General features: G+C 34.5%; 16 protein-coding genes and 1 pseudogene. 9 read left to right on the top strand and 8 right to left on the bottom strand.

Features of this window, described 5'->3' with window-relative positions; translation table 11 throughout:
- Positions 1-3: 3 nt before the first annotated feature.
- From nuoL to AAE962_RS02850, 3 genes are read right to left on the bottom strand one after another with little or no spacing between them, the layout of a single operon-like run.
- Positions 4-1,851 carry an NADH-quinone oxidoreductase subunit L gene (gene nuoL / locus AAE962_RS02860; RefSeq protein WP_343289495.1) on the bottom strand — a complete coding sequence of 616 codons (1,848 nt, stop codon included), beginning with the start codon at positions 1,849-1,851 and terminating at the stop codon, positions 4-6.
- A gap of 4 nt (positions 1,852-1,855) precedes the next feature.
- Positions 1,856-2,164 (bottom strand): NADH-quinone oxidoreductase subunit NuoK, encoded by a 309-nt coding sequence (nuoK, locus tag AAE962_RS02855; protein WP_343289494.1) that lies wholly within the window; start codon positions 2,162-2,164, stop codon positions 1,856-1,858.
- The gene (locus tag AAE962_RS02850; protein WP_343289493.1) at positions 2,155-2,742 is read right to left on the bottom strand and encodes an NADH-quinone oxidoreductase subunit J; all 588 of its coding nucleotides are present in this window, start codon (positions 2,740-2,742) and stop codon (positions 2,155-2,157) included. The genes nuoK and AAE962_RS02850 overlap by 10 nt, the downstream gene beginning before the upstream one ends.
- 211 nt (positions 2,743-2,953) lie before the next feature.
- On the opposite strand from AAE962_RS02850, the gene AAE962_RS02845 reads away from it, so the two are divergent.
- Positions 2,954-3,370: a hypothetical protein gene (locus AAE962_RS02845; protein WP_343289492.1), complete on the top strand. Its 417-nt coding sequence runs from the start codon at positions 2,954-2,956 to the stop codon at positions 3,368-3,370.
- Positions 3,371-3,498: 128 nt separating this feature from the next.
- Positions 3,499-5,412: an ATP-dependent helicase gene (locus AAE962_RS02840; protein WP_343289491.1), complete on the top strand. Its 1,914-nt coding sequence runs from the start codon at positions 3,499-3,501 to the stop codon at positions 5,410-5,412.
- Positions 5,413-5,454: 42 nt separating this feature from the next.
- Here AAE962_RS02840 and AAE962_RS02835 read toward each other — a convergent pair whose 3' ends face one another.
- The 3 genes from AAE962_RS02835 to AAE962_RS02825 form a co-directional block, all read right to left on the bottom strand.
- Positions 5,455-6,210: an alpha/beta hydrolase gene (locus AAE962_RS02835; protein ID WP_264719739.1), complete on the bottom strand. Its 756-nt coding sequence runs from the start codon at positions 6,208-6,210 to the stop codon at positions 5,455-5,457.
- Position 6,211: 1 nt separating this feature from the next.
- A complete protein-coding gene (locus AAE962_RS02830; RefSeq protein ID WP_343289490.1) occupies positions 6,212-6,736 on the bottom strand; it encodes a cytochrome c family protein in 525 nt (174 codons plus the stop codon).
- A 95-nt stretch (positions 6,737-6,831) separates the two neighbouring features.
- Positions 6,832-6,966: a hypothetical protein gene (locus AAE962_RS02825; RefSeq protein WP_264336485.1), complete on the bottom strand. Its 135-nt coding sequence runs from the start codon at positions 6,964-6,966 to the stop codon at positions 6,832-6,834.
- 69 nt (positions 6,967-7,035) lie between these two features.
- Here AAE962_RS02825 and ruvA point away from each other — a divergent pair, with 69 nt between their 5' ends.
- The 3 genes from ruvA to AAE962_RS02810 all read left to right on the top strand — a co-directional run bounded on the left by ruvA (position 7,036) and on the right by AAE962_RS02810 (position 10,089).
- Complete coding sequence (gene ruvA / locus AAE962_RS02820; RefSeq protein WP_343289489.1) at positions 7,036-7,608, top strand: Holliday junction branch migration protein RuvA; 573 nt, start codon at positions 7,036-7,038, stop codon at positions 7,606-7,608.
- Positions 7,605-8,594 carry a Holliday junction branch migration DNA helicase RuvB gene (gene ruvB / locus AAE962_RS02815; protein ID WP_343289488.1) on the top strand — a complete coding sequence of 330 codons (990 nt, stop codon included), beginning with the start codon at positions 7,605-7,607 and terminating at the stop codon, positions 8,592-8,594. Before ruvA ends, ruvB begins: the two co-directional genes overlap by 4 nt.
- Positions 8,595-8,862: 268 nt before the next feature.
- The gene (locus AAE962_RS02810) at positions 8,863-10,089 is read left to right on the top strand and encodes a hypothetical protein (protein WP_343289487.1); all 1,227 of its coding nucleotides are present in this window, start codon (positions 8,863-8,865) and stop codon (positions 10,087-10,089) included.
- 302 nt (positions 10,090-10,391) lie between these two features.
- On the opposite strand, the pseudogene AAE962_RS02805 reads toward AAE962_RS02810, so the two are convergent.
- Positions 10,392-10,677 (bottom strand): annotated as a pseudogene (locus tag AAE962_RS02805) (GIY-YIG nuclease family protein).
- A 445-nt stretch (positions 10,678-11,122) separates the two neighbouring features.
- Between AAE962_RS02805 and AAE962_RS02800 the strand changes: the two are divergent.
- On the top strand, positions 11,123-11,302 hold the full coding sequence (locus AAE962_RS02800) for a hypothetical protein (RefSeq protein WP_343289486.1): 180 nt from the start codon (positions 11,123-11,125) through the stop codon (positions 11,300-11,302).
- A gap of 25 nt (positions 11,303-11,327) precedes the next feature.
- Complete coding sequence (locus tag AAE962_RS02795; protein WP_343289485.1) at positions 11,328-12,884, top strand: hypothetical protein; 1,557 nt, start codon at positions 11,328-11,330, stop codon at positions 12,882-12,884.
- A 444-nt stretch (positions 12,885-13,328) separates the two neighbouring features.
- On the opposite strand, the gene AAE962_RS02790 is transcribed toward AAE962_RS02795, so the two are convergent.
- Positions 13,329-13,697, bottom strand: a complete 369-nt coding sequence (locus AAE962_RS02790) for a TrbC/VirB2 family protein (RefSeq protein WP_343289484.1) — start codon at positions 13,695-13,697, stop codon at positions 13,329-13,331.
- Between the two features lie 128 nt (positions 13,698-13,825).
- Here AAE962_RS02790 and AAE962_RS02785 point away from each other — a divergent pair, with 128 nt between their 5' ends.
- Entirely contained in the window at positions 13,826-14,641 is an 816-nt protein-coding gene (locus tag AAE962_RS02785; RefSeq protein ID WP_343289483.1) for a YihY/virulence factor BrkB family protein, read from the top strand.
- On the top strand, positions 14,628-15,392 hold the full coding sequence (locus AAE962_RS02780; RefSeq protein ID WP_343289482.1) for an SDR family oxidoreductase: 765 nt from the start codon (positions 14,628-14,630) through the stop codon (positions 15,390-15,392). Before AAE962_RS02785 ends, AAE962_RS02780 begins: the two co-directional genes overlap by 14 nt.
- Positions 15,393-15,412 lie beyond the last annotated feature (20 nt).

Below are 15,412 nucleotides of genomic sequence, written 5' to 3'. Positions count from 1 at the left end.
CTTCTATTTAATTCCAATAATATATAAAGCACCGATTATTAAAGTAACAAACATAATAAATGCATAATCAAATATATAACCAGTTTGTAACTTTATAGAACTTTTTGAACATTCATTAACCAACCTTACAACACCATTTGGTCCAAATGAATCAATAGCCTTAACATCAAACTTCCATAGAAGCCTAGATATAAACCTTATCGGTGCAATTATAACAAACTCATACACCTCATCAAAGTACCATTTATTCTGCAAAAACTTAAGTAAAAATTTACTCTTAATTTTCCTAATTACTTGATATTGGTAAATTAGGTACGCAAGTGCTATTCCACTTATGCTCGCTAAGGTTGGCAGCAGTTTTATAAAGAAATTATGAACTCCATGCTCATCAATCACCATTAAACTTGATTTCCAAAACGCATTACTAGTTATGTTCAAAATATTTGCTCCCCATACTCCAGAAAATACCGATCCAAAAGCAAGTATCAGTAATGGTATAAGCATAATCTTCGGTGCTTCATGTATATTAATTTTACTCTGTTTTTGGCTATGGAACACAAGAAGCAATAACCTCCAAGAGTAAAACGCTGTGAAGAATGCAACAACTAAGCTTATTACAAAAGCAAAGCTATCCGTGCTATAAGCATGTTCAATTATCAAATCCTTTGAGTAAAAACCTGCAAATGGAAATATTCCAGAAAGCGCAAGAGACCCAATCCAGATGAGAGCGTAAGTGCAAGGGATTTTCTTCCAGCAATTTCCCATTTTCTGAATGTTTTGCTCATGATGCGTTGCATGAATTACATTGCCAGCACCAAGAAATAGTAGAGCTTTAAAAAAAGCGTGTGTCATTAAATGAAAAATAGCAACATTGTAAGCAGAAAGCCCACATGCCATAAACATATAACCAAGTTGACTGCAGGTTGAATAAGCAATTATTTTTTTTATATCATTCTGAGTAATCGCAACGGTGGCTGCAAAAAAAGCAGTAAGTGCACCAACGATAACTATTAATTCTCGTGCAACATTTGATAACTCAAACAATGGAGAACATTTTGCTATTAAAAATATACCTGCTGTTACCATCGTTGCTGCATGAATGAGTGCAGAAACAGGGGTTGGCCCTTCCATTGCATCTGGCAACCAAACATGTAAACCAAGCTGTGCAGATTTACCCATACAGCCAATAAAAAGTAATATGCATATTATATGAGTTACTTTGAATTCACAACAGAATGCTCTAATGTTCTGCGTGCCAAGAAGATCAGTTGTATCAAAAACTTCAGTAAAATTCAAAGAGTGAAATGTATAATAAATAAGAAAGATTCCAATCAATAGTGCAAAGTCTCCTACCCTATTCACAACAAATGCTTTAATTGCTGCATTATTTGCAGAATATTTTTGGAACCAAAATCCTATGAGTAAATAAGAACACAGGCCAACCCCTTCCCAGCCAAAAAAAAGCTGCACGAAATTATCGCTTACAACCAGCACAATCATGCAAAACGTAAATAGCGATAGGTAAGAAAAAAACCTCGACTTCCCTTTGTCATGATCCATATAACCGATAGAATAGAGGTGGACTACTAGTGAAACGGTGGTAATGACAATAAGCATTAAGGATGAGAGAGCATCAACACTAATTGCCCAATTTACTTTTAATACACTTAATGAAAATAGAGGAAATAAACTCAAGTGATAATTTTCAGAGAAGGTGAGAAAAACATACCAAGATAAAACTGCAGATATTCCAATCCCTGCCGTTGTAACTAACTGACTTTTTCTAAAAAATGCTCCAAACAATGAACCAAAAAGTGGCAGAAATACTATTAATTTCAGTATATCAATCATACTTTCATTCTTTCATTAAATTTGCCTGTTCAACTTCTATATTGCCACGTCTTCTATAATATACAACCAATATTGCAAGCCCAACTCCTGACTCTGCTGCTGCAACAGTCAGAACAAACATCACAAAAATTTGCCCAACTATATCATTCATAAAGGCAGAAAAAGCAACTAGATTGATATTAATTGCCAGCAATAATATTTCTATTGATAACAGTATGTTGATTATGCTCTTACGGTTAATGAAAATACCGCACACCCCAATAGTGAACAAAACAGCAGCAACTATCAAAAAATAATTTAATCCTATTTCCATTCTACTCCTTTTCCAAATTTAGCCTTAACCAATTTTACAGATGAAGATTGTGTCAATTGCTTTAATACATTCTGTTTTTTAACTCCTTTTTTCTTGTCCTGCAAAGTAAGAGCAATTGCACCAACAATTGCAACAAGCAGCAGAATACCAGAGAGATGAAAAGCGTACATGTAGTCAGTGTAGAGCAAATTACCGATAGCTTTCACGTTATTAGTATTATAGTTTATAACATTGCTTATATTTGGTGCTGAGCTGAGGATTACAAAGCTGATGACTAGAAAAAACACAACACATAATATAGCACCAAGAGTGAAATGCTTTACAAAACCCTGGCGCAACCTTATGTAGTCAATATCGAGCATCATAACTACAAAGAGGAATAACACTGCGACCGCACCGATGTATACTATCAGTACCATCATAGCAATGAATTCAGCTCCAAGGAGAATGAAAAGCACTGCAGAGTTAACGAAGGTGAAAATTAAAAATAATACTGCATTCACAGGATTTCTTACACTAATTACACAAATAGCAGATAAAATGCTAAGAATTGCGAAAAAATAAAAGAAAAAAGGCATCGATACTTTAACTGCAACAATAGTTACTAACTTAAAATAATTATTGCCGTAAAGTCAATATTATATTAAACGTTTAAAAACATTGTACTACAAGCTTCAGCTCCATTTTAAATTATTATATAGAGCATTTTCTCAGTCACACAAACACTCTTGACAATTTTAATTTATTAATGTAAAATATATGTATGTTAATAGTCAGTCATAGCTCAAAATGTATAACACATTTGGTTACTTCGAAACTTGTGATAAGCAAAGTGGCAAGTTAGATGGCAAAAGTTATCAATACACCACAAGAGATCATGTGAAAATTTACTTCAATAACACACTAGCCAGTTTAGGTAGATCATGGAGAGAATTTAAAGAAGAAGCATATGAGTTTATATATGATATCGGATCTTGGTTGAAAGAAACATATGAAAATCTCACTGAACGACCTGAAATGCATAACTTCTATATTCCAGAAAAACTTCCTGTTAAAGCTGAGGAAATAGAGATGAAGGAACTGAATCGTAAGTCTAAGCCATTCCAAACTCCACCTATCCACCCAACAAGTAGAAGCTCTAGTGCCAACATCTCAAATCAAGTTCTTGTTACTCTACATACAGCTGAAGCTACTAAAACAAGATAGATACAAAACCTACGTTTAAATATGTAGTACTTGAGTGAAGTATTCTTTAAACTGTTCTATTCAATAAAATCTTTACAATATTTGGATCATAGGTTTAACTTTACGAAGTTATAGTCTATAGGGCTTCAATGAACGATTATCTCTCACTGCTAAATCCAGAGCAACAATTAGCTGTAACTAACGTAAATGGACCAACTTTGATACTAGCAGGAGCAGGAACAGGAAAAACAAGAACGATCACTTCAAGGATAGCGCACATAATTCGAAATGGCTATGCTTACTCTGATGAGATCTTAGCAGTTACATTTACAAATAAAGCAGCAAATGAGATGGTATCAAGAGTGCTTGATCTAACGGGCACAAAAATACCATGGCTTGGCACTTTCCATGCAATTGCAGCAAAAATTTTGCGCCTGCACGCAGAAATTGTGGGCTTAAACCCCAATTTTACAATCATTGGTGTGGATGACCAATTACAGGTAATAAAAAATATTATCGATGAAATAAATCCTGATTACCTATCGGAAAAATGTAAGACCATTATGAATATTATTCAGCAATGGAAAGAGAAGTGCTTATTGCCATCTGAAGTGGAAGATATTCAATCATTTAGGCCAGTATATGTAACTGCACTCAAGGTCTATTACCAGTATCAGGAAAGGTTAAAATTCCTTAACTCTGTTGATTTTGGTGACTTATTGTTATATAACATACAACTTTTTAATAAAAAGACCGAGGTTCTGTCCTACTACCAAAACAAGTTTAAATATATTATGGTAGATGAATATCAAGATACAAATGCAATACAATATCTTTGGCTAAAATACCTTGCAAAAGAGCACTCAAATATTTGTTGTGTAGGAGATGATGATCAATCGATATACAGTTGGCGTGGTGCAGAAGTTGAAAATATTTTGAAGTTTTCTGATGATTTTAAAAATGCAAAAATCGTAAAATTAGAATGTAACTACAGGTCAACATCACATATACTTGCAACTGCATCATATATTATCAATCACAATAAGACTCGATTAGAGAAAAAGTTGTGGACAACAAATATTGAAGGAGAAAAGGTAAGTCTAATAAAATTGTGGGACGGAAAAGCTGAAGCAAGGTTTATAAGCGAACAGATATTAAAGCTCAATAAATACAAATTTAGTTACATTGCAGTGCTGGTTAGGGCCACTTTTCAAACTAGAGTTCTCGAAGAGTATTTTATAAAATACTCAATTCCCTATAGGATTATAAGTGGCGTAAAATTCTACGAACGTCAAGAAGTAAGGGATATAATTGCATATTTAAGGCTTGTTACAAATAATAATGATGACCTCGCTTTTGAAAGGATCGTAAATCGTCCCAAAAGAAGCATAGGAGCTACAACTCTAAAGAAAATATACACGACTGCTCAGGATAACAAAATTTCTTTTTTTCAGGCAGCAAAAATATTGGTTAATAGTGATCAAGTAACCGAAAGAATTAAACTCTCACTAAATGATTTTTTAAATACAATTAAAGCTTGGGAAGAAATAGTAAGCGTAAAACCGCTGCATGAATTCGTTAAAATCGTAGCAAATCAATCAGGATATATGGAAATGCTTGAGAATGAAGGAGTGACGGGTTTAGCGCGAATAGAAAATGTTAAAGAGCTCATTGCATCTTTGAAGAATTTTGACAGCGCTATAACCTTCTTGGAGCACATTAGTTTGGTGATGGAAGTGGATAATATGAATAGCGATGACAATGTATATGTTATGACTCTTCATGCGGCTAAAGGGCTTGAATTCCCGTGCGTGTTTTTACCTGGTTGGGAAGAAGGATTATTTCCTCATCAAAGATCTTTTGAAGATAAAAGTGGTAAAGCTTTGGAAGAAGAGAGAAGACTTGCATATGTTGGCATAACCAGAGCCAAAGAAAGGTTAGTCATTTCATGTGCAGATAGGAGGGAGATTAATAATCAGTGGCAACCAATGCGCACTTCTCGATTTATTAAAGAACTGCCAAGAGAAAATGTTGAGGTGATCAAGAATAGCGCCTACTGTTGAAGCTATAACTGCAGTTCTTACGACAAACACATCTAAATTACTTCAATTATATATTTCTCCTGACAAAAATTCTCTGATGGTCTTAAATAAAATTTTCAGTGAATGATTATCAGACATATTGTGCTCTGCTGATTTTATTAAGTGTACTTCAACGTCTGTTGACTTAATTTTTTCAGCTAAATTCAATGAAGTTTGATAAGGAACATCTTTATCATTAATGCTATGCAATAAGCGCACAGGACAGTTTATATCTATTGTTTCTTGATTTAAAAGGAGATTCTTTCTGCCATCCTCGATCAAATTTTTAGTTATTTTGTACGCGCAGTGCCCTGAAGTAAAATCTATTACACCTTTAGAACACAGCTCTTCTTTTTGCTTATCTGATAATTGCTTAAATATTAAATCTTCAGTGAAGTCAGGAGCAGACGATATACCAATTAGCGCTGCAGTTTTTTCTGGAAATTGAAGGGCAGTGAGCAGCATCAGCCATCCACCCATACTTGAGCCTATAATTATTTGTTTGCTGCTAGTTAATTCGCTTATCACTTTAGCACAATTTTTTTGCCAATCACTTATTGTATAATCAGCGAAGTCACCGCTTGAATTACCGTGACCAAAATAATCAAAGAGCACAAGTGCTACGTCATTTTCTTGGCAAAATTTGTAAATAGCAGTTGCTTTAGTTCCATCCATATTGGATGCAAAACCACTAAGAAAAACTATAGAAGCCTTCTTTCCTTGTAGCTTTCGATATGCTATATGGCCATTACTTCCATCAAGTAATTTACAATAATTCATACTACTTTGGCAAGGCAACCGGACTATCGCTCATCGAACGCAAATAGCTGACTAGATCTGCAATTTCTTGTGGATTGGAAATGCCTGCAAATGCCATACGTGTACCTTTTATATAGGCTTTTGGATTTTTTAAAAAAGTAAATAATTCTTCATATCCCCATTTTCCACCTTTTTCAAGCAGTGCTTTTGAGTAATTGAACGAACTGCCAAGATGTGCCTTTTTATTTCCAACTACGTTCCACAAATTTGGTCCTACTTTATTCATTCCACCTTTCTCAAAACTGTGGCAAGCTATACATTTTTTTGCTGCTGACTTCCCCTTTTCAAAGCTAGCATTTTGCATGAGCTCCCCAATATCAAGTGCCACTTGTTCAATCTTTTGCTGAGGCTCATTGCTGGCTGCTACTATTGTTTGGTGTTCAATTTTATAATCCTCTGGGTTATAGAGCGTATCAACTACATTACTAACTATCATAATTATTAATCCAGAAAGTAAAATCGATGCTGCAATCTTATTAAGCTCCATAGTTAATTCTTATCAAGTAGTGTTACTTAAATTATGCAAATATTTTTGCAAACAGCAAACAATTACCTTAATGTCGCCAAAGATGGAAATTTCTACTACTTAGCTAAGTTAGGAGACTGCAATTCTACTTCTATCGGAGTAACTTGTGGTTCAATTACATAATGATCTGGAATAACATATTCAAATAGATTTCCTGCAAACTTGTCTGCAATGATTGAAACTGAAACCACTGCTATAATGTTCGTTTGCTTGACCTAAGATTCAGGAGCATTTAAACTGAACTTTATACAGTACTAAAAATGATAGGAAATCTAAGCGGAATAGTTGATGAAGTGTGCAGCGATCACATAATCCTGAATGTGAATGATGTTGGCTATATAGTGTATCTTTCAGCCAAAATTTTAAGTGCTTGTTCAATCGGAAGTAGAGTAAAATTACTTATCGACACTTATGCAAATAGCAGAGAAAACGTTGCTCAGCTATATGGCTTTATAAGTAAAGAAGAACAGCAGTGTCTGCGTTTATTAGTTAAAGTGAGCGGTGTCAGCTATAGAACCGCAATGTCAATTTTGAGCAAATTAACTCCAGAGCAACTATTTTTGGCAATTATAAATGAGGATAAACTAGCACTTAAGGTGAGTGGACTTGGCCTGAAACTCATAAATCGAATTATTACTGAGCTGAATGGCAAAGTAAGTAAATTAGAGATAAATAACAATAATTTTCACTCAATTAGTGAAGATGCTCTTTCAGCCTTGATCAATCTTGGATATGAAAGAACAAAAGCTTATGATACAATAAAAAAAATAGAAGATGAATCACCAAACTTGGACACTAAAGATATTATTCGTATGGCGCTTAAAACAATATGAAGTCAATATCATGTAGTAAGGAATACTCTGAAGATGTACGTAATTTAAATATCAGGCCTGAGCAACTTGATGATTTTTTCGGGCAAAAAGATTTAATACAAAATTTAAAAGTGTTTATAAATGCTGCACAGACGAGAGCTGAAGCTTTGGATCACGTATTACTCTATGGTCCTCCAGGGCTTGGTAAAACAACTTTAGCACAAATTGTCTCTAAGGAGTTAAGGGTTAGCTTTCGTGCAACTTCTGGTCCATTGCTTAGTAAAGCTGGGGACTTAGCTGCAGTGCTCACTACTTTAAATGCAAAGGATGTTCTATTTATCGATGAGATCCATAGATTAAATCGTAGCATTGAGGAAGTTTTATATACTGCTATGGAAGATTTTTGCCTAGATATACTAGTAGGTGAGGGCCCATCTACTAGAACTTTAAGAATAGATTTACCACCATTTACACTGATTGGAGCAACAACACGGCTTGGACTGCTTTCTGCACCGCTGAGGGATCGTTTTGGTATTCCCCTACATCTTGAGTTTTATTCTTTTGAGGAACTGGTTGATATTATAAAAAGAGGTGCAAGAGTTCTTTGTGCTGAAATCGAAAAGGATGCTGTGCAGGAAATTGCCTACCGCGCCCGTGGTACTCCAAGAATTGCTTTGAGATTACTCAGAAGAATAAGAGATTTTGTTGAAGTAAAAGATGATAAAAAAATTACCTGTGAAATTGCCGGTTCTGCACTATCAAAATTGGGTATAGATAAAATGGGACTAAATAAATTAGATATGGATTATCTGAGATTTTTGTTTAACACCTCAGGACCTATTGGAATTGACACTATATCTATTGCGCTATCTGAAGATCTTGGCAATATTGAAGAAACAGTAGAACCTTATTTAATCAAGGTCAGTTTCGTAAAGCGCACACCAAGAGGACGTGTTTTAACTGATCGAGCAAAGGAATATCTCAGCATCAATTCAGTGGTATGCTAGCATTATAACATATTTTAGTACATTGTATAATATTACACTAAGACTATAATATTCTCTTAATTATATGCTTTGCGGGTGTTTTAGAGGCAAATAAGAAAGTCTTCTATTATAGTGAATATGTTCTTGAAAGATTATGTAATATATGATAGGCTGCATGTAGTATAAATATAAAAATATCAATAGATTATTGATATTTTTTAAGATTAATACTTATTAAATACTTCATATTGTAAGATTGAGTTATTATGTTTTATAGACTTAAGATAAAATGGTAAAAAGCTTTCTAAACAATTATAGAAACAGTAATTTAATTAATGGAGAAAAAGCAATGGAAAATTTTTTAATCAATAACACCGAAGAGGACGGTAGCTCAATCTTCATTAATCGAATTAGGGAGCAAGATCTCTCTGCAGAGCAGAAGCTTAATGAATTAAAAGGATTCATGGAGGAGCTTGCTAGGAAAGCTGAGCTCAAGAGAATAGAGCTTGAGCGTCAGGCTGCGAGTTGCACTGATGAAACATTATCTCAAGTAGAGCTACAGATAAAAGACGATGAGGATTACTTTACTGATAATAATCAAGGGGTATTCGCAAATTTCTTTGAATCCCTCTTTAATCTTTTTGAAGTAAATGTAGATCCGAAAGTCTACAAAATGCTCAAGGAGAAGAAAGAGAAAAATCTGCTTCTTTCGATAATTAAGTTTTTTCGTGATAAGCTTAAGGAATTAGTTAAAAAGATCTTCAAAAAAGATTTAAGTTGGGATAAAAGGCTAGACAAAGAGATAAAAGAATTGCAGGAGAAATTACTCAGTGGTGGGTTATCTCCGGAAGAGGAAATAGCAATACTCGAACGTTTGCAAGCGTTGCAAAATTTAAAATTGAAGCTGCAAACTTTTCTAGTGGGTTCAGTCATTGCAATGTTTGCAGAAATTTTTGCAGTTGATTTAGCAGCAGTAGTAGAGCAAGATGTCACTGAAGAAAAAAGAGATAAAAAAGCAGAAAAAACAGAATTAAAAGAAGTTCGTCAAGAAATAGAAACAAAAGTGAATGAAGTTGCTCCAGTTCACCTCTTTAATTTTTCATCTCAAGTTCCAATGCCAATCACTCTGAATAAGCAAGAACGTGCTATTTTACCAAAGCCTATAGAAAAATTAGTAGACACTCTACCTAAACCTGTTATAAGTGACAAAGATAGTGAAGTACAAAAACTGGAAAAAATAAATAAAGAAAAGAAAGAAGCAAAAGAAGAGAAAAATGAAAAACCAAAATTATCTGTCTGTCCACCTGCTCCACGGCAAAAGGAACACAGGAGAGTTAAGCGCTCGAACGTTACATACAATGCAAAGATGTTAAATAAAGGAGCTAAATATAACTGCAATAGTGATCAGCGAGAAGCTACTAAGTCTAATGCTTCTGTTGAACTACCAGGAGGATTAACTGATGATGTAAGAGTTGAAAACCATGTTTCTTCAGTTAGCAAAGAGAGAAGTGTGTAAAGGTTCTCTCTCTTTTTTTCATTCCAGACTGGTTTTTTATCTGGATTCCAGCATCAAGTGCTGGAATGACATGGCGGAATGTCATTCAAGTAGCTCTCTCTTGTCATTCCAGTACCTATTTTCCTGTCATCCAAGTAGCTGACACTGGGATCCAGAAAACTTAGTTTAAAAGAGTTGTTATTTCAGTTTAGGATCCATTTTCTCTTCTAGATTCCAGACTGGAATGACACCGTCTTGAATGGAAGCTAGTGCCAACGATGCGCCGTATTGCAATGTTCGTACAGTTGTGTACTCAGACACTGTCATCCAGATACAATTTCATCATATAAATCTTTCCATTCTTGATTTGTTTTTTCAATTAAGTCTATTTTCCACTTTCTCTGCCAGCTTTTTAGGAGTTTTTCTCTACTAATTGCTAAATTTATCTCTTTCAAAATAGACTAGTTTACAAACATTGTACCTTGACGTGAAACCAGAGATGGCTTTGCTTTTGTGTTCCCAAATTCGTTTAGTCAAATTTGATGTTATACCTGTATATAGGGTTCCATTGCGTTCACTTGCAAGTATATAAATATAATAACTTTTCATATATAATAAATAAATTTACCGAATTCCAGACTGGAATGACATTAAAGGAACTACTTGATGATACCAAAGAGGCTACTTGAATGACAAGAGAGAAAGTATTGGAATGACATCGTCTTGAATGGGAGCCAGTGCCAACGATGTGCCATATTGCAATGTTTGTACAGTTGCGACTTAAGTCAATAAGGAAAGGTGTTATTCCATTACCTCCTCTCTTGTCATCCAAGTAGCTGACACTGGTTTTTCATCTGGATTCCAGCATCAAGTGCTGGAATGACATGGCGGACAAGTAGCTCTCTCTTGTCATGCCAGTACTTCTTCTCTTGTCATCCCAGTCTGGAATCCAGGAGTATAAAAATGGTGAATAAAATTTATGTTAAAAAACTGCTTGTGCTAATAATTAATTATTAATATACTCATTACATAATATTTTAATTTAGAGGTTGATATGCATGGTAACAATGATGCAGGCAAAAGAGTATCTGATAATACTGCTCCAGGAGGAGGAAAGATTAATCTGAGAAATTTGAGGGGTGAAAATGTTACAATAGATGATTTTAGAGACAGGATTAAACGTGAAGAGGAAAGAAAGAAAAATCAATCTAGTGGTCAAGGTAGTAGTAAGTAATTATGTTAATTTAGGGGGTGGAGTTATGCCTAATAAAAGTGAAATAAATCAAGAATTAGTAAGAGCGTTTAATGGTATTCTTCGTTATAATGAGGCTATTGCTACTAATCTGGTCGTAGAAAAATATTCTAAGAAGGATTGTATAGTTATCTCATTTGATGAAAACATGGATAAAATGCAATGCATGAAGTACCTGAATGAGTTGAAGGGAAGTATATTAGATGTATTTTATAATGGAGATAAAGATACTCAACATAAACTTGCCAAATTGTCTTTTGATATGAATTCTTTTCCTTTTAAAGGTGATAAAAAGTTTCTAGAAAAAGACCAAAGAAAGTATAAATTTTCAATACCAATAGATGAAAAGGTGTTTTTTAATTTAAAATGTTTGCTAGCCAATGAATTTGCAAAAAATGCAAAGATGGTTTTAATAGAAAAACTTGGTAAGGAGTGTATAGCAGAACATGGGGGATTTGAGGAGATAGAAGTTAATGAATTTGCAAAAAATGCAAAGATAGATTTAATAGAAAAACTTGGTAGGAAGTATATAGCAGAACATGGGGGATTTGAGGAGATAGAAGTTGAGGATAAAAAAACTTACCTATATGCTATAGATTTTGATCCTGATGACACAACATTGCAAGACAGTTTTAAAGATTTATTGTTATCAAAGATAGGAGAGTATAGGGAGTCTCCTGAGGAAGCTTTAGAAATCAAGGGTGATGAGATATATATAAAATCAAACGTTTTCAATGAGATTGAGTTCATTAAAAGTATTGTAAGAAACCTCTCAGTGATTGATTTTCGTGCTCTTGAAGTTTCAAATGATGATGATCCACTTTCTGTAGACAGAAAATTTTCGCTCATTGATTTATTTTGCAAAGCAGGCACGTCAGTTAATGCTACAATGCGTGTCCCTTGCTCTGATAAAAGACGCCATGACTATCTGAGCAAAGGAGAAAAGTCGATTTTAATCCCTGTTTTTAAGTATAGTAATGATTATGTTATACTTTTAAAAAGAGAAGAGGTTGATCATCTTAATAAGATATTTGGCATGAATGTATTAAGTAATATGGAAGATTATATTGACGAGAGTTTTCTATCAAAGCTAGAGATTAGTGGTGAAGGAATATATGCAATAGATTGTGCGAATCCAGACATTGCTTACTGTGTGATGAATAAAGTCATAGTAAGCTCTGTAATCAATGAGGACTATAAACTGTCCATTGATCCTGCGCGTGTGCCAGCTATGAAACCACAAACTCTTGCCCCTTCTGAAGAAAAAGTAGGGACGGATGGACCAAGTGCAGATACAAGTGCAGATAGTGGTTTTGGTGATTCACCTAAGAATTCAGTTATAGGTAAATCACATAATGGAAACTTAAGAAAATTTTTTGGACCCGACTACTCTGTTGAAGGTAAAGGTGGGGATGATGCTTCGACTAAAGATAGTGGCTTTTGCGCTTCTTCAGCACAATCTTCTTTTGATAATAAGCCCAAACCAATGCTTGACAAACCGTCTGCATCACAGCATGACCAGCGTTCTGCAAAAAAGCTTAAATCAATTTGCTGTATTTTATAGCTAAAGGGAATTAGACTATTCGAAGATGAATTATGAATGAAAGTTTATGTATCCGTTTAGATGTATGTGAGACCAGTGCTTTCTTTCTTGTCATTAAAGTAGCTTCGTCATTCCAGTGCGTGACACTGGGATGACAACATCATAAAGGAATCAATGTCAGTTACTGAAATGACAGAAAAGGAGCTACTCAAATAACACCCCTAATGGCGAAAATTGCCCTCAATCACAAGTTCGTGCAGTTATGCAAACACAAAGGCAGCGCGTAATACTGGATCCAAACTTTAACTGATATGGTTACAGAAAGAAAATTTATTAGGTAATTATAGATACTGAAAGTGGCCATTTTAACCACTTTCAAGTGAAGAGAATCTCAACAAAGGTTTATGATATAATGTAAAAATAGTGCTCCTCTTAAGCACTATTTTTACCATCTGTCTCAAATCACTAAACACATGCTCCTACTGTATTACGTCGTGTATCTCCAGTACACTTCGGAACACATTGATTACCGTACATTTCCTGATCACTAGCACAATTTATACAAGTTCCTGCAATATTTGGTGCTATCACGTTTACAATTTTGGGTGCACCAAAAAACACAGCAGTGAATGCACCGAGTGCAAAGAGTGCTGGCCACGGCATCCTGCCAAATATTGCAAGCAATGCTGCACCTATTATCACTACTGTGATCATTGGCCCACCTATACCTTGAGCATAGTCTACTATTTTACATATCACTGCTGATGTTTCATCAGCATGTACATCAAACGCAAAGGAAAGAATTAAAGCTACAAGTAGAAGAAAGTTTTTCATTATGCCTCCGTATTTAACGCTGTATTATCTATCATTTTGATTAAATTTTAGTAAATGGTGAGAATTTTTTTCTTAAAAGTATGCTTTATTTCATTTAGAATACTTTTCTTAGTTTATTTATATTACAAGTGCTACAGAAATTTTATAGCATCGTTTATTGCCTTTATCGTGCTTTGATTGACACAATTTACAATGATGGAGTGGAGCACGCAGGGTATCTATCATTTTTAATTCTGTTATCAATATTTCCTTTTCTTATTGTTTTAATAGCCGTGGCATCAACATTCGCAAATTTCTTAGATCAATACAATGTCGGCTGGGCATTTATTATTGATAACATGCCACAGGATATTTTATCATCTTTAATGCCGCGTATTAGGGAGATAATATCAGGCCCTCCGCAAAGCTTATTAACCTTGGCAATTGTAGGCGCTGTTTGGACTGCCTCATCGACAATTGAAGGATTTAGAACAATACTCAATAAGGCCTATAAAATTCCAGTTTCGCCACCTTATATCTTGAGAAGAGTGCTCAGTATATTACAATTTTTAGTGATCACACTCATTATAACTCTAACTATAGTGTTCTCTACATTAGTGCCAATGCTAATTGATTTTTCTTACCAAGGGCTAAGTTATACTAGATATTTACTTATTGAGTTTGTGCTTTTTACTATAGTATCTTGGCTATATTTTACATTGCCAAACATAAAACAAAACTTATCAGACGTATTTCCCGGATCTTGTGTGGCTGTTATTCTTTGGACGATCTCTGCTTCAGCTTTCAAACAATATTTAAAAGCTTCCTTTGACCAACTGAATTTGATATATGGAAGTTTAGGTGGTGTGGTAGTATCGTTACTATTTTTTTATGTGCTAAGTTTGATTTTTATATATGGAGCAAAATTTAATTTTCAGCTAAAATATTTCAATGAATCTTGCTAAGGAGAAAGAAATGGGTAACTTAGAAGGTAAAATAGCTTTAATTACCGGGGCTTCAGATGAAATAGGCTCTTCTGTCGCAAAAAAATTTGTAAAAGAAGGTGCATCTGTGATTCTGATTTCCAGATCTCTTGATAATCTTAAGTCACTATACAACGAAATTGAAGAGCTTAGAGAAGACTCTGTAAAACTAATTCAACTTGATCTTTTGGATTTTGAGAGCGTAAAAGTACTGCCAAACATGATAGAAAGCCTGAAATTATCAGAATCTGGAACACTTGATATACTGATTGCATGCACTGAAATTTTAGGTAAGTTGAGCTCTGTTCATGATTGTGAGCTTGAAGATCTACAGAACGTAATGAATACAAATTTTACTGCCAGTTGGTACTTGCTAAAAAATTTGGGTCCAATACTAAAAAAGTCTAATGCTGGAAGAGCGATATTCATGACCTCAGAGATAACACTTTCTCCTTCCTCTTATCCATATTGGGTAGCATATGCTGCAAGTAAGGCTGCACTAGAAGCAATGGTGAAGATATATGCATCTGAGACAAAACATACGAACTTATGCATAAATGCCGTGTATTCGGAAGGGCCTATCGATAGTGAAATGTATAAGCAAGCATTTTCGGGAAAAGATATATCTGAATTGGTGCCACCTGATAAACTGACAGACAAATTTGTAGAACTTGCTTCTGAAGATTGTAGCATATCAGGACAAATCTTACCACTTAGCAAATCTCCCGAGTAAATTACCATAGTATCTGCAAA

This window comes from Wolbachia endosymbiont of Encarsia formosa (genome assembly GCF_039540065.1).
Lineage (GTDB): Bacteria > Pseudomonadota > Alphaproteobacteria > Rickettsiales > Anaplasmataceae > Wolbachia.
The sequence above is the reverse complement of the archived record's forward strand: the minus strand, read 5'-3'. Positions and strand labels throughout refer to the sequence as shown.